At 58.4% G+C, this 18470-nt stretch carries 16 protein-coding genes and 1 pseudogene; 5 read left to right on the top strand and 12 right to left on the bottom strand.

Annotation, left to right across the window (positions count from 1 at the left end; all coding sequences use genetic code 11):
• Positions 1-6 precede the first annotated feature (6 nt).
• From BN871_RS06965 to BN871_RS06950, 4 genes are all read right to left on the bottom strand, one after another.
• Positions 7-1215, bottom strand: a complete 1209-nt coding sequence (locus tag BN871_RS06965) for a sugar MFS transporter (protein WP_048745137.1) — start codon at positions 1213-1215, stop codon at positions 7-9.
• Positions 1216-1219: 4 nt separating this feature from the next.
• Positions 1220-2266, bottom strand: coding sequence for an ROK family protein (locus BN871_RS06960; protein ID WP_048745136.1), 1047 nt, complete (start codon positions 2264-2266; stop codon positions 1220-1222).
• Between the two features lie 162 nt (positions 2267-2428).
• A complete protein-coding gene (locus tag BN871_RS06955) occupies positions 2429-2905 on the bottom strand; it encodes a GNAT family N-acetyltransferase (protein ID WP_048745135.1) in 477 nt (158 codons plus the stop codon).
• A 123-nt stretch (positions 2906-3028) separates the two neighbouring features.
• Entirely contained in the window at positions 3029-3601 is a 573-nt protein-coding gene (locus BN871_RS06950; RefSeq protein ID WP_021878260.1) for a putative glycolipid-binding domain-containing protein, read from the bottom strand.
• A 114-nt stretch (positions 3602-3715) separates the two neighbouring features.
• Between BN871_RS06950 and BN871_RS06945 the strand changes: the two genes are divergently transcribed.
• A complete protein-coding gene (locus BN871_RS06945) occupies positions 3716-4648 on the top strand; it encodes a catalase family peroxidase (RefSeq protein WP_048745134.1) in 933 nt (310 codons plus the stop codon).
• Between the two features lie 85 nt (positions 4649-4733).
• Here BN871_RS06945 and BN871_RS06940 read toward each other — a convergent pair whose 3' ends face one another.
• The 8 genes and pseudogenes from BN871_RS06940 to BN871_RS06905 form a co-directional block, all read right to left on the bottom strand.
• Entirely contained in the window at positions 4734-5627 is an 894-nt protein-coding gene (locus BN871_RS06940) for an ABC transporter permease (protein ID WP_021878262.1), read from the bottom strand.
• 11 nt (positions 5628-5638) lie between these two features.
• A pseudogene (locus BN871_RS06935) lies at positions 5639-6642 on the bottom strand (ABC transporter permease).
• Between the two features lie 91 nt (positions 6643-6733).
• Positions 6734-8410: an ABC transporter substrate-binding protein gene (locus BN871_RS06930; RefSeq protein ID WP_048745133.1), complete on the bottom strand. Its 1677-nt coding sequence runs from the start codon at positions 8408-8410 to the stop codon at positions 6734-6736.
• 69 nt (positions 8411-8479) lie between these two features.
• Positions 8480-9478, bottom strand: coding sequence for an ABC transporter ATP-binding protein (locus BN871_RS06925; protein ID WP_048745132.1), 999 nt, complete (start codon positions 9476-9478; stop codon positions 8480-8482).
• Positions 9475-10464 carry an ABC transporter ATP-binding protein gene (locus BN871_RS06920; protein WP_048745131.1) on the bottom strand — a complete coding sequence of 330 codons (990 nt, stop codon included), beginning with the start codon at positions 10462-10464 and terminating at the stop codon, positions 9475-9477. The genes BN871_RS06925 and BN871_RS06920 overlap by 4 nt, the downstream gene beginning before the upstream one ends.
• Before the next feature lie 597 nt (positions 10465-11061).
• On the bottom strand, positions 11062-11535 hold the full coding sequence (locus tag BN871_RS06915) for a hypothetical protein (protein WP_157060235.1): 474 nt from the start codon (positions 11533-11535) through the stop codon (positions 11062-11064).
• 27 nt (positions 11536-11562) lie between these two features.
• Complete coding sequence (locus tag BN871_RS06910) at positions 11563-12558, bottom strand: Gfo/Idh/MocA family protein (RefSeq protein ID WP_232312868.1); 996 nt, start codon at positions 12556-12558, stop codon at positions 11563-11565.
• Positions 12559-12732: 174 nt separating this feature from the next.
• Complete coding sequence (locus tag BN871_RS06905) at positions 12733-13389, bottom strand: hypothetical protein (RefSeq protein WP_048745129.1); 657 nt, start codon at positions 13387-13389, stop codon at positions 12733-12735.
• 560 nt (positions 13390-13949) lie between these two features.
• Between BN871_RS06905 and BN871_RS06900 the strand changes: the two genes are divergently transcribed.
• The 4 genes from BN871_RS06900 to BN871_RS06880 all read left to right on the top strand — a co-directional run bounded on the left by BN871_RS06900 (position 13950) and on the right by BN871_RS06880 (position 18370).
• Complete coding sequence (locus tag BN871_RS06900; protein WP_048745128.1) at positions 13950-14276, top strand: Dabb family protein; 327 nt, start codon at positions 13950-13952, stop codon at positions 14274-14276.
• An 8-nt stretch (positions 14277-14284) separates the two neighbouring features.
• On the top strand, positions 14285-15046 hold the full coding sequence (locus BN871_RS06895) for an SDR family NAD(P)-dependent oxidoreductase (protein ID WP_048745150.1): 762 nt from the start codon (positions 14285-14287) through the stop codon (positions 15044-15046).
• A gap of 649 nt (positions 15047-15695) precedes the next feature.
• The gene (locus BN871_RS06885; protein WP_021878095.1) at positions 15696-16382 is read left to right on the top strand and encodes a hypothetical protein; all 687 of its coding nucleotides are present in this window, start codon (positions 15696-15698) and stop codon (positions 16380-16382) included.
• Positions 16383-16741: 359 nt separating this feature from the next.
• Positions 16742-18370 (top strand): ABC-F family ATP-binding cassette domain-containing protein, encoded by a 1629-nt coding sequence (locus BN871_RS06880; RefSeq protein WP_021878094.1) that lies wholly within the window; start codon positions 16742-16744, stop codon positions 18368-18370.
• Positions 18371-18470 lie beyond the last annotated feature (100 nt).

The raw sequence follows: 18470 nt of genomic DNA, 5'->3' as shown, positions 1-18470 counted from the left end.
ATCCGCTCACTTCGCGACGGCTGCAGAGGCTCCTCGCCTTCTTTTCATGAAGGCGTTGATCCGCTCGGAGAACAGCAGCAGTCCGGCCGCCAGGACCAGAAGGTACAGCGGCAGGATGCCGCTGCCCGACCGGGAGGCGATGAAGCCGAACAGCGGCGGCAGCAGCGTGCTTCCCGTATAAGCGGCGGCCATCTGGAAGCCCATGATCGATTGGGACGGACCTTTGCCGAAGCGCACCGGCGTCTCATGCAGCATGCAGGGGAATATAGGCGCGAGCCCGAGTCCCACGACGACGAACCCGATCAGCGAGAATACGGTCGGCAAAGGCAGGAGCATGAGGACGATTCCCGTCACGGCCAGCAGCTGCCCGCCGCGGATCATCGCGCGGTTGCTCAGCTTGAAGGTGACGAAGCCGGCCAGGAACCTGCCTGCGGTAATGCCCCCGTAGTAGAAGGAGATCCATTTGGCGGCATCCGTCGCGGACACGCCTTTGGATTCCGACAAATAGGTGCTGCCCCAAAGGCCGAGCGTGGCTTCAACGCCGGAATAAAACAGGAACGAGAGCAAGGCCAGCTTGACGCCTTTGATTTTGAAGGGAATGGCGCCTCCTGCCCGGTCATTTTCCTCCGTTGCCTCGGAACCGCCCGCTTGGTCCGTCCGGCTCAATCGCGCGACTTTGGCCCACAGCGGCAGCGTCAGCAGCAGGATGAGAACGAGTCCGAACTGGATCAGCGAGACGTTGAGATAGCCGTTCCTCCACGACCGCTCCAGGATGGAATGGGCCATGATGACTGGCCCAAGCGTAGCTCCGACGCCCCAGAAGCAGTGCAGCCAGCTCATATGCCGGGCTTTGTAATGCTCCGCGACATAGCTGTTCAGCCCGGCATCGACGCAGCCGGCTCCAAGCCCGAGCGGAACGGCAAAAACGAACAGCCAGGCCGTCGCCGGAGCATAGGAAAAGCCGAGCAAGGCTGCCGCCGTGATGAGGCAGCTGAACAAGGTCACCTTGCCGGTGCCGAAGCGCTTAAGAAGGATTCCGGTAGCCAGGCTGGATACGATTGTGCCGGCGGTGACCGTCATGAAGATCAGCCCGGCCATGGAGACCGGCGCTCCGATATCCCGGTGCAGGGCCGGCCATGCCGCTCCGAGCATCGAATCGGGCAAGCCCAGACTGATGAAGGCCAAGTAGATGATGATCAAAAAGAAAGCTGCCATCGTTTCACCCTTCCGTTCTTGACGAAAATAGATCCTGAGAAATCATTGCTTCAAGGGAAAGGGTCTTCAGTCCGCCCAAATAGTCGGAAGGCCAGTGGCTGTGGACAAGCTCGGGCAGATGCTCCAGGGGAACATAGCTGCGGCTCCTCTGGCCGATCCGCTCCAGCAGCGCCTCGTCGGCCTCGGAGTCGCAAAATACGATCCGCTTCGGGTTGAGGATGACCGTGAATGCAGCCACCAGCCGGGCGACCGCATCGACATGGACCTCATCCAGCGTCCTCCCGTCCAGAAATCCGCGCTCCTGCAAAGCCTGCCCGAAATTCCGCTGTCCGTCCATGGGGACAAAGGAGATTTCGCCTGAGAAGGAGGTGTTCCCGCGCAGAATGGTGCCGTTCGCCATGATGCCCGCCCCCGGTCCATTGTTGCCGAAATAAAGATACACGAGCGAGGCCGATTCGGCTTCGTCCGCCTTGGCGGCAAAACCGAGCACCGCGGCGTTCATGTCATTTTCGACCCGGACCGGAATCTGAAGCCTCTCCTCGAAGTAGGCTTTCAGCTCCAAGCCCTCGTAGCGGCCGTAACCCGGAATATAACCGATCTTCCCATTCTTCACCGATCCCGGAACGCCGATGGCCAGCGAGCGCATTCTCGGATATTTCGCCATCAGCTCCTCCACCTGCAGCTGCAGCGCTCCGATGCCCTCGGTGAGCACGCTCGGGGCGATTCCTTCCTCCCTGGCCTCTCCCATGCAGTCGAAGACGGAGTAGCGGGTCTCTTCCTTCTCGAGATAGACCGCCAGGCCGAGCATGAAATCGGGATTGTACGCATACCTGCCCGCCCGCCGGCCGCCGCTCGAATCGTCCAGCCCTATGGACCGCAGCTCTCCTTCCTTCTCCATGAGCGATACGAACTTGCTGATGGTGGGAAAGCTGAGGGACAGGCTGCGGCTCAGCTCGGCCTTGGTCGCGTGCCCCTTGGCGATCAGGCTGGATCGAATCGCTGCGGTTATGGTCCTGCGGATTTCACTGGGATCCGTCCGAGGCTCGCTCATCGATCGTCCCTCCTTTTCCTAACTTTTTAAACACGTTTACTAAGTTGGTTCGATCCTACCAGAGAATCAGCGGTTAGGCAACCTATTTCTCCTTCTTCCGTTGGTAAAGGCGGCTGCCATCCATAGAAGTACAGCCGCACCGCATGGCTGTCCCCTTCGCGGTCATCTGGTCTGAGCGGGAAAATGCTCCCGCGCCAGCAGCTCCATCACCTCGAACTCGGCCGTTCCCGACCTGAATTTCCCGACGACACGGAAACCGAGACGTTCATATACTTTTTTCGCTCGGAGATTGAACGATGCCACCGTAAGCCTCAGCAGGGAAGGGCTGGCGATCCGAACCGCTTCCGCAGCGACATACGAGACGAAGCGTTTTCCTTCGCCTCTTCCGGCATGCTCCGGGTTCATGCCCAGACCGATGTCGACCGCTCCGCTGCCTTCTCTGTAATAGCCAAGCCCTCTCCCGGCGGGAACCTGGGCCCATGAACCGAGGCAATAAAAACCGAAGAGCCCGTCCCCTTTTAAAACGGCCGTATAGCGCATCAGCTCCTCGACCGTTTCGTCGTCTTCGCCCATATCGTAAAAATCGTACGGAGGGGCGTAGCTCCACCTTGCGATTTCACGGGCATGGGACACGGTCATCGGCGCGCTGTACAGCCCGCTTTCCGAACCGCTTCCTTATCCGGCCGTCTGTTCCGGCATTTCCGCAGCCTCCTTCGCTCTTCTCTATCCGGTCCACATCCAGCGTGCTGCAAGCGCCTCTTCCTATAGCGAAACCCATAGATCGCCATACCGATGGATCATTCCTTCCCCGCCGACATCCAGCTCGGCCTCGAAGGATGCGCTGCGGTAGCGGTATTTGCCCTCCTCCTCCAGGCAGGAGTAGGACTGCCTAAGCGGTTCGACCGCGAGCGAAGGAAAGCGTACCCATGCCGCAGTCATCTCCGCCTCTTGTCCCTTGCGCAGTCCGAGCCTGCGGATCGGCAGCGTGTTCGTCGCGGGAGTCAGCTCGATATCGACGTCCAGACAGCCTTGCAGCTCGGGTAGCTCCCGGCCGTCCATCGTCCAGTTTCCCCGCCCGTCCGCCTCTAGATGAAGACGGGCCTCCTCGCCGCCATAGGCCAATTCGACCGACACTTCCCGCGTAAGCCAATCCGGGCAGGTCTTGATCAGGTAGGTGCAGCTGACAGGCTCGGAGCCGAGCCTTCCGACGATGCTTCCTGCCAGAAGGCGGCCTTCTTGGACGCGGAAGAGGCGGCAGTGCTCTAAAAATGGCTCATCCAGCCGTTTCCACAGCCGGGATTGGAGCAGAAGATGGAGATTTGATTTCATGGTCATGAAGAATGTCCTCCTTAGCTAGAGAATGAACGAGATTGGATTCGGGCAAAGATGAGGTAAATACATGTACGATCCATACAGGCTATCGCCGGTTCGTGGAAGGAGAATGAATTCATGTCGACTCAAAAAGAACCGGGAAGCAGGCTTCCCGAGCAAGCCGTCAACGCCATCGAGCAAATCTCCGGCACTCATCCCGGCTACAGGCGCGCTCATGCCAAGGGCATCTGCTGCGAGGCCGTATTCCGTCCCAGCGGAGCCGTCTCGGAATGGACGACGGCTCCCCATCTGCAGCAAGAGGAGACGCGCGCCATCATGCGCTTCTCCAATACGAATCCCGATCCCGACAACCGCGACCTGCTCTCTCCCGCGAAGGGACTTGCGGTCCAGTTCCTTCTGCCGGACGGAGCGAGGCCGGTCATCGTCGCCGCTACGACTCCTGTCTTCTTCGCCCGGACGCCCGAATCCTTCCTGGAGATGATGCAGGCTTTCCAGGAGGCGAAGCGCGGCGGCATCTCCGTCAAGGAGATTTTCACCGATCTGATCGGCCGGTTCCCCCATGCGAAGAGCGCCCTCGCCTCCATCTCCGCCCTGAAGCCGCCGGCCAGCTTCGCCAGCCGCCCGTATTATTCCATTCATGCGTTTTATTTCGTCGATAAGGCGGGCAAGCGGCGCCCGGTCAAATATGAATGGATTCCCGATGCGGGAGAAGACCATCTCGCGCTTGTGAAGGCGCCTTTTGCCGGGCATGATTACCTGGAAAAGGAATTGGCCGGGCGGCTGGAGGCATCTCCTGTCGGCTTCACGCTGCGCATCGTTCGGGGAGAGGAATGGGATCCCGTCGACGATCCGACCACGGAATGGCCGAGGGACCGGGAAGCCATCGATGCCGGCCAGCTTCTCGTGACCCGCATCGTCGAGGAACCGGAAGGGCTGCTCATGGATCCGACTGTGACCGGGGAAGGCATCGAAGTCAGCGAGGATCCGATTTTGCGCTTCCGCAAGGACGCCTACGCGGTCAGCTTCGAGCGGCGCTCGCAGGGGCTCTGACGCTCAGACGGACACCGAACTCCATAAGCTGCTTAACGGCAAAAAAAAGCACCGGCCTCCGGCCGGTGCTTCAGTCTGTCCTCAATCAGCTTTTCATCCTCGGATCCAGCACATCGCGCAGGCCGTCCCCGATCAGATTGAAGCCGAGCACCGTCAGCATGATCGACAAGCCCGGGAAAATGACCGTCCACGGCGCGTTCTGGATGAACTGCCGGGAATCGGACAGCATCTTGCCCCATTCCGGCTCCGGGGGCTGCGCGCCCATGCCGAGAAATCCGAGCGCTGCCGCCTCGATGATCGCCGTCGCGATGCCGAGCGTGCCTTGCACGATGATCGGGCCCAGGCAGTTGGGAAGAATATGCTGCCACAGAATGCGGGAATTTTTCATGCCGATCGCCCGGGCGGCCATGATGTATTCCTCCTCGCGAAGGCTGAGCACCCTGGCTCGGACGAGCCGGCCGAACACAGGCACGTTCACGATGGCGATGGCGAGCAGCGCATTCTGCAGCGAAGGCCCGAGAGCGGCCACGATGGCGATCGCCAGCAGAATGCCGGGGAACGCAAGCAGAATGTCGAAGAAGCGGGAGATGAGCGCATCGAGCCAGCGGCCGTAATAGCCGGCCACGATGCCGAGCATCGTGCCTGCGACGATGGAGCCGACAACGGAGCTGATGCCTATCCAGAGGGAAATCCGGGTTCCGTAGATGATCCGGGAAAAGATGTCGCGGCCCAGGTCGTCGGTGCCGAACCAGTGCTCTCCTCCCGGCTTGTGCAGCCGGTTGACCAGCTCTTGCTCCTTGTAGTCGTAGGGAGCGATGAACGGCGCCAGCACGGCAATCAGTACGAAGAAGACGATGATGCCGAGACCGACCATGGCCAGCCTGTTTTTGCGGAAGCTGCGCCAGCCGTCCCTCCAGGAGGAGGAAACCTCGGTCTTGGCCGGGGGCGGCGGCGCAAGCTTGATTGCCGGTTGTGACATGGGCTTTCCTCCTACTTGAAGTTGATTCTCGGATCAACCGCCGCGTACAGCAGATCGACCAGAAGATTGATGAGCACGAAGATGAAAGCGATGATCAGGATGCCGGACTGGATGACCGGATAATCCCGGGAGGCGATCGCGTCGAAGATATAACGTCCGACGCCCGGCCAGGCGAAGATCGTCTCGGTCAGGACGGCTCCCCCGAGCAGCAGGCCGAACTGCAGGCCGATGACCGTCAGCACCGGATGAAGGCGTTGCGCAGGGCATGCTTGTAGATGATGAACATCTGCGACAAGCCTTTGGCCTTGGCGGTGCGGATATAGTCGGACCGCAGCACCTCCAGCATGCTGGAGCGCGTCATCCGGGCAATGATCGCCATCGGGATCGTCCCGAGCGCGATGCCCGGCAGGATGAGATGTTTGACGACCGTCCAGAACTGATCTGCCCTGCCCGAGAGCAGCGAGTCGATCAGATACAGGTTGGTGACCGATTCCACCGGATCGCGCGCGTTCATCCTGCCGATCGACGGCAGCCACTTGAGCTCCAGCGCGAACAGCCACTGCTCCATGAGGCCGAGCCAGAAGATCGGCATCGACACCCCGATGAGAGCGATCAGCATGCTGAGATAATCGAACCAGGAGTTCTGCTTCCAGGCGCTGAGAATGCCGGCGTTCACCCCGAAGAACACGGCAAAGGCCATCGCCACCAGAGTCAGCTCCAGAGTGGCCGCCAGATAAGGCGTGATTTCGGCGGATATCGGCTCGCGGGTGCGGATCGACGTGCCCAGATCGCCGGCGGCGAGCTTTTTCAAATAGTCCCCGTACTGCACGAGAAGAGGCTGGTCAAGCTTGAGCTCCTTGCGCAGGGCTTCCTTGGACGAATTGCTCGCCTTCTCGCCGAGAATGACCTCCGCGGGATCTCCGGGAATCGCGTGGATGATGGAAAAGACGATGATCGTCATTCCCAGCAGAACCGGAATCAGCATGAGCAGACGTCGAATCGTGTAGTTCAGCATCAATGTCTCCCCTTAAGCCAATAGGCGTCTCAATAGAAGAGACGGCAGGCCGGCCTGCCGTCTGCTTGATCTGCGATTGAAGCGACGATGGTTACTTGAAGTAGATCTCGGTGTACGGCTCGGACCCCGTCGGCGAAGGCGTGTAGCCCGCCAGCTTGGCCGATCCGGCCAGCAGCGGCGTGGAGTGGACGAGCGGAATCCACGGGGCATCCTGCTTGATCAGCACCTGCGCCTGCTTGTACAGCTCCTCGCGCTTGGCGCTGTCGGTCTCCGACTGGCCTTCGCTCAGAAGCTTGTTGACTTCGTCATTGGAGTAGAAGCTGTAGTTGTTGCTGCCGATGGCGTCCTTATGCAGCAGCGTGAAGAGGAAGTTGTCCGGGTCGCCGTTGTCGCCCGTCCAGCCGAGCATGAACAGATCGTCCTTCTCGCCTTTTTTGACATCGTCGAGGTAAGTCGCCCATTCCGGGGACTCGATCTTCGTCTTCACGCCGATCTTGGCGAAGTCGGCCTGGATCGCCTCGGCGACCTTTTTGCCGTCCGGCATGTAAGGACGCGCGACAGGCATCGCGTAGAACGTCATCTCTTCAGGCAGTCCGCTCGGATAGCCCGCCTCGGCAAGCAATTGCTTCGCTTTTTCAAGGTCGTAAGGGTAGTCTTGAACGTCCTTGTTGTAGCCCAGCGTGGAAGGCGGCATCGGATTGACCGCCGGCTCCGCCAGTCCGCCGTAGAACGCCTGGATGATGGCTTCCTTGTTGACGGCGTAGTTCAGGGCGACGCGGACTTTCGGGTTGTCGAACGGCTTCTTCTTGATGTTGAAGCCGAGATACCCGATGTTGAAGGATGCGCGCACGATCTTCTGAAGGTCGGCATTTCCTTCAAGCGTCTTGAGATCATCCGGGTTGACGCCTTCCATCAGGTCGATCTCTCCGTTTTGCAGCGCCGTGAAGCGGGCGGAGTTGTCCGGAATGACCTTGAAGACGACTTTGTTCAGCTTAGGCAGGCCTTGCTGCCAGTAGGTCGGGTTCTTCTCCACGGTGATGGAGTCGTTGCGCTTCCATTCCTTGAAGACGAACGGCCCCGTGCCGACCGGCTCCGACTTGAACTTGTCCTTCTTTTCCTTGATCGCCGTCGGAGAACCGATTCCGAACGGCGGCATGGCGATGTTCTGGAGGAATGGCGCCTGGGGCTGGTTCAGGACGAACTTGACCGTGCCGGGGTCGACAGCCGTCACTTCCTTGATGACGCGGGAGCCGTCCGGCCCGAACATGGAGTCGTAGTAGTCGAAGGAATCGCCTTCGAATTTGAACTCGCTCTTCGGATCGCTCCAGCGGGTGAAGTTGAAGACGACCGCGTCGGCGTTGAAGTCCGTGCCGTCCGAGAACTTGACGCCTTGCCTCAGCTTGAACGTGTACGTCAGGCCGTCCGGACTGACTTCATAGCTTTCGGCCAGTTTGGGCTGAATTTCGGTCGTGCCCGGCTTGTAGTCGAGCAGGCCCTCGAAAATCTGCTGCGTGACCTTGAGGGATTCGCCGTCCGTGACGATGGACGCGTCGAGAGCGGCGGAATCGCCGCCGCGGGCGGTGATCAGCGTATCCTGCGAGGTGGCGGAGGAATCCGCCGGGGTGCCGCTCGGAGCGGGGCTGCTGGAGCTGCTGGCCGGGGAGCTTCCCGGGGAATTGCCGGCATTGTCGCTGCCGCTGCAGCCTGTCAGGGTGAGAACGGATGCCAGCACGAGCGCAGCTCCGGGTTTATACCATTTGTTCAAAATTGTCTCCTCCTCTGAATCTCTCTTCGTTTCCCGAATCCGTCTTGATGGTGAATCTATCGTTGAAATCCGTTACGCCTCCGCGGAGCCGTACAGATGACAAGCCGTCATATGGCCTTCCGAAGTCGGCTGGAGCACCGGCTTCTGCTGCCTGCAGATGTCCATCACCTGCGGACAGCGGGTGCTGAAGACGCAGCCCTGCGGGACGTTGGCCGGACTCGGAATCTCGCCCTGCAGGATGATCCTCTCGCTGGCCGCGTTCGGATCCGGCTTGGGCACGGCGGACAGCAGCGCCTGCGTATAAGGATGCTTGGGCTCCCGGTAAAGGGAATGCTTGTCCGCCAGCTCCACGATCCGCCCCAGATACATGACCGCCACCCGGTCGCAGAAATGCTTCACGACGCTGAGATCATGGGCGATGAACACATAGGTCAGTCCGAACTCATCCTTGAGATCCTGCATCAGGTTGAGAATCTGCGACTGGATCGACACGTCCAGCGCCGATACCGGCTCGTCCGCAACGATCAGCTTCGGCTGCAGCATGAGCGCCCGCGCGATTGCGATCCGCTGCCGCTGTCCGCCCGAGAACTGATGAGGGAACCGGTCCAGCTGCCAGGAGCTGAGGCCAACCGTCTCCATCACCCGCTCCACCCGGCTGCGCCGCTCCTCGGCGCTGCCGATGCCGTGCACGATCAGCGGCTCCTCGAGAATCTTGCGAACCTTGTGGCGGGGATTGAGAGAGGCGAACGGATCCTGGAAAATCATCCCCATGTCCCTGCGGATCTCTCTCATGCGGCTATCGGAAAATTCCGTCACTTTATGGCCGTCGAACATGACCTCGCCGCCGGTAGGCTCGATAAGCCTCAGAAGCGAGCGGCCCGTCGTCGACTTGCCGCAGCCGCTTTCGCCGACAATGCCGAACGATTCGCCCTTCCTCACCTGGAAGCTGACATCGTCGACGGCCTTCACCTGCCCGACCTCGCGCTGGAACAAGCCTTTGCGGATCGGGAAATACGTCTTGAGAGAACGAACCTCCAGCAGGCTGTCCTCCTGAACCTGGGTCGGGCTCAATTCGCCACCTCCTCGATCGTATTCAGCCAGCAGCGGGAACGATGGCCCGGGCTCGTCGTCGGCACGAGCTCCGGAAGCGAATGCAGGCACTTGTCCATGACGTGCTCGCAGCGCGCGGCGAACCGGCAGCCTTCCTTGACCGAGCCGGGCTTCGGCACGTTGCCGGGGATCGAGTAGAGCCGCTTCACATCCTCCTCGATCTTCGGAATGGAGCGGATCAGCCCCTGCGTGTAGGGATGCCGCGGCTTCTCGAAGATTTCGCGGACGGTTCCTTCCTCCACAACCTTGCCGGCATACATGACGACAACCCTGTGGCACACCTCCGCGACGACGCCGAGGTCATGCGTGATCATCATGATCGCCGTCCCGGTCTCCTCGTTGAGCTTCTTCATGAGATCCAGAATCTGCGCCTGGATCGTCACGTCGAGCGCCGTCGTCGGCTCGTCGGCGATCAGCAGCTCCGGCTCGCAGCAGAGGGCGATCGCGATCATCACCCGCTGCCGCATGCCGCCGGAGAGCTGATGCGGGTAGCCCCTGAGAATCGTCTCCGCCCTGGAGATGCCGACCTTCTTCAGCATTTCCAGCGCTTGCGAGGACGCCTCCTTGCGGCTCATGCTGCGGTGGGCCCTCAGCGTCTCGACGATCTGATCCCCGATCGTAAGCAGCGGGTTCAGCGATGTCATCGGCTCCTGGAAGATCATCGAAATTTCATCGCCGCGGATCTGCTTCATCCGCTTCTCCTTGGCCTGGACGAGGTCCTCGCCCTTGAACAGGATCGATCCGCCGGCGTATTTGCCGGGCGGCTGCGGAATCAGCCTCATGACCGACAGGGAAGTGACGCTTTTGCCGCAGCCCGATTCGCCGACTACGCCTACGATTTCGCCTTGATGTATAACCAGATCCATGCCGTCGACCGCGGGAATCTCGCCTTGGTCCGTTACGAAATGAGTGCGTAAATCCCTAATCTCCAGCAGCGTCGAACCCATGCGCCCGGTCTCCTTTACGTTCATTTCATTTCTCGCTTTAATGCATTAATGTATCATTATTCAAAAGCAAACATCCACTAATTTCCTGTTTACGGCTGAATGCTTGATTTAAAATCCATCGAAAATAAACACCGATTGTTCTGGCAATTCCAATAATTAAATGCAAACTTAGTTAACACAGATTGTAATACAGAGATGAGCGGTTCGTAAATACGAATTAAAAATAAATTTTCTCACATAAAAATTCAAATGGAAACGTTGTCAAACAGAGGACTCCGCCGTTAGGCAGAATCCCCTTCCATTTACAGGCTATTGGTGGTACTTTATCTAACTTCAAATTCAGGTGAGTGAGGACGGATTTTCCAGAGAATTGGATGTTCCGAGGAATAAATAAATGCAGAAATCGTTATGCATGTTGAAGAAGAATTTTTCTTTTCACTGTTTTTTTTCCATCCAATCCCGAGACTGGCCGGATGCGCTCCGTTGGCCGCCGCAGGCCCCCGCTCTGACATCCCAATGCAGGAGAATGAGGCTTTCCGCCAAGGCGGCCCGCTCCATCGCACGCCAAACTCTGCCTGGATGAATATAGGCCAAGTTCTAATTCAACATTTGCGCGCTTAGCCAAAACGCGACAACGAGGGTCAGGACCGGTGAAGCGAGCGCAGCCGCCAGCTTGCCCGGACTTGCCTGCCAATGGTCCAGAAGCAGGTCCATACCGGCCAACAGCGCTCCGGCGAGGCAGCCGAGCAGCCCCGCCATCCATGCCGCGCCGCCGGAGGCTGGCTGAAGCATCATGCCGAGTCCTGCACCGCATGCCGCATGGAGAAGGATATAGGGAGCCTTTCTTCCGGGCAGCCATTTCCTGCAAGACCACTCCAGGAGAAAGGAGACCAGCGTGCCGCAGACAGCCAGGACCGCACCTCCATATAGAATGAACAGGAAGACCCATTCTGCCAGCTCGAATACCCCTGCCGCATCGGCTCCGTAAACCGGAACGAATAGACTCAGCGAAGCTGCAAGCAGCGCGGCTGCATATGCGGAAAGAAGCTTGCGGAGGACCGCGCCGATCACGGCATTCATCCCGATTGCTCACTACGTTTAAAAGCTGCCATGCTCCAGCCCCCATTGGGCACGAATCGCGTCCAGCGTCCCCATGATCTCCACGGTTTCATTCAGGGGCATGATATCGCTGGCTGTCCGGCTGCTGCGGATGCAATCCATCGCTTCAATCGCCTGATAAGCATGTCCGGAAAAATCCCGGTTGTCCTCGGCGATCACAGGCTCCTGCCCGTCGATATGGAGCTCCGCTCGGCGGGTCCACAGAAATCCCGGAATATGGATACGGCCCTTCGTACCATATATCCAGGCATCGTTGTTCATGCCAAGACGGATAGACGCATGCAGGGAAGCGGCCGCTCCTCCCTCGTAATCGAACAGGAGCGAGAATCGCTCGTCTACGCCCGTTTCCCCGATCTCGACCGTGCTTTGAATCCGCGAGGGCTGCACTCCGAAAACGAAGGAAGCAAAAGAAACCGGGTATATGCCGGCATCCAGCAGCGCGCCTCCGCCAAGCTGCTTGTTCAACAGCCTGCCCTCCGGGTTCCAGCCCGCGTCGAATCCGAATTCGGCCTTGAGCAGCTTGATCTCTCCGACAGCGCCGTCGGCCAGCCACTTCCGGACGGCGGCGATCGGAGGCAGGAAGCGGGTCCACATGGCCTCCATGACGAAAAGCCCTTTGCCTGCCGCCGCAGCCTCGATCTCCCTCGCTTCGTCCGCATCCATCGTGAACGGCTTCTCGCACAGCACATGCTTGCCGCCCGCCAGGCATTCCAGCACATTCTCCTTGTGCACGGGATGAATCGTTCCGATGTAGACGATGTCGACTTCCGGATCGGCGGCCAGTCCAGCTGCGCTTCCATGCGTGCGGAGGATGCCGTGTTTCTCCGCGAAAGACTTCGTCTTCTCCGGATCCCGGCCCGCCACCGCCGTTACGACGGCACCGGGCGCATGCGCCAAATCCCTTACGAAACCTCCCGACATGCCGCCCGGTCCCATGATGCCCCAACGAATCGTGCTCGGTGCTCCTTCACTCACTCGGCCTCATCCTCTCTCTTGTTCAGCTCTTCATACGGTTTGTTCGACATCCGCAACTATAGTCCTCCACGGCAGGCCAAATGCATCCGCAGCGCCACGGCATGCGCCAGACGGCTTCCGCGCTCTTCAAAACCGCAAAAAAACCGGCATCCGCAGCAGCGGATACCGGTTCGCTCAGTTTTTTTCATCGGCGATCCGGAACAGGGCGCCGACGCCTTTATCGCCGAAGCGCCCGCCCTTGACGGTCAAGGAATAGCTTCCGGGCTGGGGATTGTTGAGAACGATGACGTTCTCCCCTTTGCTCAGGGCGATTCCGGCGCCGAGGCTGCCTGCATCGAGCGTGAGTCCGCTCCCCGCGTCGGCCTTCACGACAACGATCGCCTTGATCATCGCCCCCCGCTTGAAATCCACCCGCTCGGGAGTGATTCCCGCCGCGCTGACGACGATTTGCGCTTCCTGCAGATCGTTGTCCGAATCGTAGCTGGCCGCAGCGGCTGCCTGCCTGCCGTATTGGCCCACGGGAATAGCGCTGCCCAGTACAAGCAGCAGGACGCAGGATAGGGCGGCAATCGAACACCAGGCAGCAGCCGCGCTCCTGTGCGAAGCCGGATTTGCCGCCTGCGAGGAACGACTTTTCGCTTGCTGCTGCGGCTTGCGGCTCTCGCCGAGCCGCAACAGGCCGAACATCAGCACGATGAAGGCCACATCGATGACATACATCGCCTTGCCCGTCGAATAAGCGGTCATGCCTGCAGCGATGCCGATGCACGAGCCTGCGACGGAAGCGCCGGCCCAGGCCAGCGCTTCGGCTCCTCCAGCGCGGCGCTTCATCAGGGCCGCGCCTGCGGCCGCAAAAAAGGACTGCGGCGGCTAGCGGCACGGCCAGGCCGTAGCCGGACRGCGATGAACGGCGATGAACGGCGAAGCTTGCACTCTTGTGTATTGGCTTGAGTTTGGCTTTTAGCTGCCAAGTGGAAGCCAAGCTGTATGCACGGCGATGAACTGCAGGGCGAAGCTTGCACTCTTGTGTATTGGCTTGAGTTTGGCTTTTAGCTGCCAAGTGGAAGCCAAGCTGTATGCACGGCGATGAACGGCGAAGCTTGCACTCTTGTATTTTGGCTTGGGTTTGGCTTTTAGCTGCCAAGTGGAAGCCAAGCTGTATGCACGGCGATGAACGGCGAAGCTTGCACTCTTGTATTTTGGCTTGGGTTTGGCTTTTAGCTGCCAAGCGGAAGCCAAGCTGTATGCACAGCGATGAACTGCAGGGCGAAGCTCTTGTGTTTTCGCTTGAGTTTGGCTTTTGCCTGCATGGAGAAGGTTTTGCTGTTGCCTGAGTCCGGGCTTCTGTTTGTTGGCTGAACCATGAATCTCATTTTTCAGGAGGAACGATTATGTCTACGAGCAAGGAATGGATCCGCCATATGGTCATTTTCGATCTCAAGCATCCGCAAGGATCCAGCGAAGCAGCTGCATTTCTCGAGGACGGGGAACGCATCCTGACCTCTATCCCGTATGTGCGTCAATTCGCAGCAAGCGGACAGATCAGCTTGAAAAACGACTACCAGTACGTCTTTACGATGGACTTCAAGGATGAAGAGGATTACCGGCTCTACAATGAACATTCCTCCCATGCATCCTTCGTGAAGGAACGCTGGGAATCGGAGGTTTCCCGCTTTCTGGAGATCGACTTCCGCGTACCGGAGGGGGCCAGCTCATGAGCGGCGGGCTGAGGCTGGATCTGACGGGAAGAACGGCGCTGGTGACGGGATCGACTGGACAGCTTGGACGCGTCATTGCCCGCACGCTTGCGGAATGCGGCGCGGATGTGGTTCTTCATTACCGAGGCAGCGAGGCAAAAGCGCTGGAGCTGCATGCGGAGATTTCTGCCATGGGCCGGAATGTGATGATCGTCCAGGCGGACATCACTCGGCTTGATTCCGTGTCGGCGATGCGGGATGCCGTGGCCGCCGGGCTCGGCAGTATCGATATTATTGTGGCTAATGCGGTCATTCAGTATGAGTGGACTTCAGTGCTGGAGCAGCCTGTGGAGGATTACGTCAGCCAGTTCGAGTCCTGCGTGCTGCAAAGCGTGCATCTGGCCAAAGCCTTTATCCCCGGCATGCAAGCCAAGGGCAAGGGACGTTTCATCGGCATCAACACGGAATGCGCCATGCAGAACTTCCCTGGCCAATCCGCCTATACGGCGGGCAAGCGGGGAATGGACGGCGTATATCGCGTGCTCGCCAAGGAGGTCGGCGGCGACGGCATCACCGTCAACCAGGTGGCGCCGGGCTGGACGATCAGCGAGCGGGACCGCGAGAACGGCACGGAGCGCAACGAGGGTTACGAAAGCACCGTGCCGCTGAAGCGCCGCGGCACCGATCAGGAAATCGCGAACGCCGTCGCATTCCTCGCCTCGGATCTGTCGAGCTTCATCACCGGGACTTACTTGCCGGTGAACGGCGGCAACGTGATGCCCGGGATTTAGGCAGCAGCGTTGCGGGCAGTGCTTGAACAAGCCAAGTAAGCAGGAGATAAACGTCTAACTTGGAGCTCGGAGCTTCTACGGCTAAAGCAGCCCAATAAGCAGAAAAAACCGTCTTACACGGAGCTTCTACGGTAGAAGCAGCCCAATAAGCGGGGGAAAACCGTCTTACACGGAGATTCTGCGGCCGAAGCGGCCAAATAAGCAGAAAAAACCGTCTTACAAGGAGCTTCTACTGCCGAAGCGGCGAAATAAGCAGAAAAAACCGTCTTACATGGAGCTTCTGAAGCGGAAGCAGCCAAATAAGCAGAAAAAAACCGTCTTACACGGAGCTTCTGCGACCGAAGCGGCCAAATAAGCAGAAAAAACCGTCTTACACGGAGCTTCTGCGATCGAAGCGGCCAAATAAGCAGAAAAAACCGTCTTACACGGAGCTTCAGCGGCCGAAGCAGCGAAATAAGCAGAAAAAACCGTCTTACAATCATCTGCTCGCTTGTCATTCTCCAGTCTGCGGTCTATCATCGGATTAGTGCCGATGAAAACATCAACGAGAAACCATGGATACTTTAGAGCGTGAAGCACACGCCGCTTGCCTCCTTTGGAGCAAGCGGCTTTTTCTATTTTCAAGGACAAGGATGTGTAAAGCTGTAATATGAAGTCATTAACGGAAAGAAATTTTGATACGGATATGAAGGCTTTCATCGCTGATAAGCGGACGTCGGCGAAAGGTCAAAGATTGGAGATGCTGGCAAGGGATCTGCATGGCACGATCAAGCTGCTCCGAACTCTAATCATGCCTGTCTTCGGCTCCTTGGAGGGGTTTCAATTGGAATATGAGTTTGTTAGTCCTGGCGGGTACAAGTATTATGCCGACGTTTACTACGAGCCGATGCGGCTGATTATCGAATGCGACGGTTACGTGCCCCATGTAGAATTAATGACGAGGGAGCGCTTTTCCATGGACCGCCAGCGCTTGAGATGCATGGCTGTTGCCGGTTATCTTTACATGCCTTTCAGCTGGGATGAGCTGGACAAAAAGCCGGATGCATGCCGGGGATCGCTTTTTGAACTACTTGGAAGGCGCGGTCGGGCAAGAGAAGGATTAGAGTCAATAGGTCCTCGTGAGAGGGAATTGCTGAGAAATGCGGCTGATGGGAAGGCATTCAAACTGACCGACGCCTGCCGCTGGCTGCAGGTAGGAAAAGATACGGCGCGCACGGTTCTGCGCAGGATGATGGCGGATGGCTGGATCGTTTCGGAGGGGGAAGGGGTGAGAAGGCATCACGTCTACCGTCTTGGGGAAAAGGGATTAAGGGTTATGACGGGTCGAGTTGACTGACAAGCAAGGAACTTTGAAGGTTTCCCTACAACTCGGGAATTATGCTATACTTAAGAAAGTCTGTCTTGCGGCAGTCTGTATCCGACTGTTCATGAGGCGATTCATACGTTCAATGGGCGAGACCATTATAGTTAGATTGCCTGAAGGACCGCCAGAAGTTTTAAAAGGTCAACATTGTTTGGATTGCCTGAAGGACCGCCAGAAGTTTTGAGGGGTCACACTTCTTGGTCACCCACGCCAGAGGTTAAGCACCATTTCCTCTTGGCGCCGAATGCCGCACTTCTCCATTGACTTGCGCAACACCGTTGACTACAGGCGGCTATCCGCCAAACTATAGATGAAGGACGGGATTCACACCAATGATCAGTACGAGCGGAATATCGCTTCGGTACGGCAAGCGAGCGCTTTTTGAAGACGTCAATATCAAGTTCACGCCGGGCAACTGCTACGGCCTCATCGGAGCGAACGGAGCGGGCAAGTCGACGTTCCTGAAAATCCTCTCCGGCGAGATCGAGCCGAACACGGGCGAGGTCCATATCACCCCGGGCGAGCGTATGGCCGTCCTGAAGCAGAACCATTTCGAATACGACGAAGTGCCGGTTCTCATGACCGTCATCATGGGCCACAAAAAGCTTTATGAAGTCATGAACGAGAAGAACGCCCTGTACGCCAAAGCCGACTTCACCGACGAGGACGGCATGCGCGCGGGCGAGCTTGAAGCCGAGTTCGCGGACATGAACGGCTGGGAAGCCGAATCCGAAGCTGCCGAAATGCTGAACGGACTCGGCATCACGCCGGACCTGCACGACAAGCTGATGAAGGAGCTGGACGGCAACGCCAAGATCCGCGTCCTGCTCGCGCAAGCGCTGTTCGGCACCCCGAACATCCTGCTGCTCGATGAGCCTACCAACCACTTGGATATGCAGTCCATCGAATGGCTGGAGAAGTTCCTCTCCACGTTCGAAGGCACCGTCATCGTCGTCAGCCATGACCGTCACTTCCTGAACCAGGTATGTACGCATATCGCTGACATCGACTTCGGCAAAGTCCAGATGTACGTCGGCAACTACGACTTCTGGTACGAGTCCAGCCAGCTGGCCCTCGCGCTTCAGCGCGATGCCAACAAGAAGAAGGAAGACAAGGTCAAGGAGCTGCAGGCGTTCATCCAGCGCTTCAGCGCCAACAAGTCCAAGTCCAAGCAGGCGACAAGCCGGAAGAAGATGCTCGACAAGATCACGCTGGACGACATCCGGCCTTCCAGCCGGAAATATCCGTTCATCAACTTCAAGGGCGAGCGCGAAGCCGGCAAGCAGCTGCTGCTGATCGACGGCCTGACCAAGGCGATCGACGGCGAGAAGCTGATCGACAATCTGACGCTGACGGTGAACAAGGGCGACAAGATCGCTTTCGTCGGCCCGAACACCCTGCCGAAGACGGTGTTCTTCCAGCTCATCACCGGCGAGCTGGAGCCTGACGCGGGTTCGTACCAATGGGGCATCACGACGACCCAAGGCTACTTCCCTAAGGACAACTCCAAGTACTTCGACGGCGTCGAGGACAACCTCGTCGATTGGCTGCGCCAGTACTCCAAGGATCAGGACGAATCGTTCATCCGCGGCTTCCTGGGACGCATGCTGTTCTCCGGCGACGAAGCGCTGAAAAAAGCCAACGTCCTCTCCGGAGGAGAGAAGGTCCGCTGCATGCTCTCCAAGATGATGCTTTCGGGCTCCAATGTGCTCATCATGGACGAACCGACCAACCACTTGGACCTCGAGTCCATCACGGCGCTCAACAACGGCCTCATCGATACGGACTGCACCGTCCTGTTCACGTCGCATGACCATCAATTCGTGCAGACGATCGCCAACCGCATCATCGAGATCACGCCGGGAGGCATCATCGACCGGATGACGACCTACGATGAGTACCTCGAGAACAAAGACATTCAAGCTCTGCGCGACCGCATGTACGCGGTGCAAGGAGTTTAATCAAGCCAAAACCGCTGTTACCCGGACCGACAGGACCGGATAACAGCGGTTTTTTTAGTTACCGCAGCTTTTTAAAATACGTATCATTCTTGATCTTGCT

Source organism: Paenibacillus sp. P22 (assembly GCF_000469945.2).
In the GTDB taxonomy this organism is placed as follows: domain Bacteria; phylum Bacillota; class Bacilli; order Paenibacillales; family Paenibacillaceae; genus Paenibacillus_O; species Paenibacillus_O humicus.
This window is presented reverse-complemented; position numbering and strand designations above follow the sequence as displayed.

What these genes read in the sequence shown, in the direction of transcription:
- BN871_RS06945 (WP_048745134.1), top strand. Translation starts at nt 3,716, where the DNA reads ATGTCGACTCAAAAAGAACCGGGAAGCAGGCTTCCCGAGCAAGCCGTC.
- BN871_RS06940 (WP_021878262.1), bottom strand. Translation starts at nt 5,627, where the DNA reads ATGTCACAACCGGCAATCAAGCTTGCGCCGCCGCCCCCGGCCAAGACC.
- BN871_RS06900 (WP_048745128.1), top strand. Translation starts at nt 13,950, where the DNA reads ATGTCTACGAGCAAGGAATGGATCCGCCATATGGTCATTTTCGATCTC.
- BN871_RS06965 (WP_048745137.1), bottom strand. Translation starts at nt 1,215, where the DNA reads ATGGCAGCTTTCTTTTTGATCATCATCTACTTGGCCTTCATCAGTCTG.
- BN871_RS06960 (WP_048745136.1), bottom strand. Translation starts at nt 2,266, where the DNA reads ATGAGCGAGCCTCGGACGGATCCCAGTGAAATCCGCAGGACCATAACC.
- BN871_RS06885 (WP_021878095.1), top strand. Translation starts at nt 15,696, where the DNA reads ATGAAGTCATTAACGGAAAGAAATTTTGATACGGATATGAAGGCTTTC.
- BN871_RS06955 (WP_048745135.1), bottom strand. Translation starts at nt 2,905, where the DNA reads ATGACCGTGTCCCATGCCCGTGAAATCGCAAGGTGGAGCTACGCCCCT.
- BN871_RS06920 (WP_048745131.1), bottom strand. Translation starts at nt 10,464, where the DNA reads ATGGGTTCGACGCTGCTGGAGATTAGGGATTTACGCACTCATTTCGTA.
- BN871_RS06905 (WP_048745129.1), bottom strand. Translation starts at nt 13,389, where the DNA reads ATGAAGCGCCGCGCTGGAGGAGCCGAAGCGCTGGCCTGGGCCGGCGCT.
- BN871_RS06950 (WP_021878260.1), bottom strand. Translation starts at nt 3,601, where the DNA reads ATGACCATGAAATCAAATCTCCATCTTCTGCTCCAATCCCGGCTGTGG.
- BN871_RS06880 (WP_021878094.1), top strand. Translation starts at nt 16,742, where the DNA reads ATGATCAGTACGAGCGGAATATCGCTTCGGTACGGCAAGCGAGCGCTT.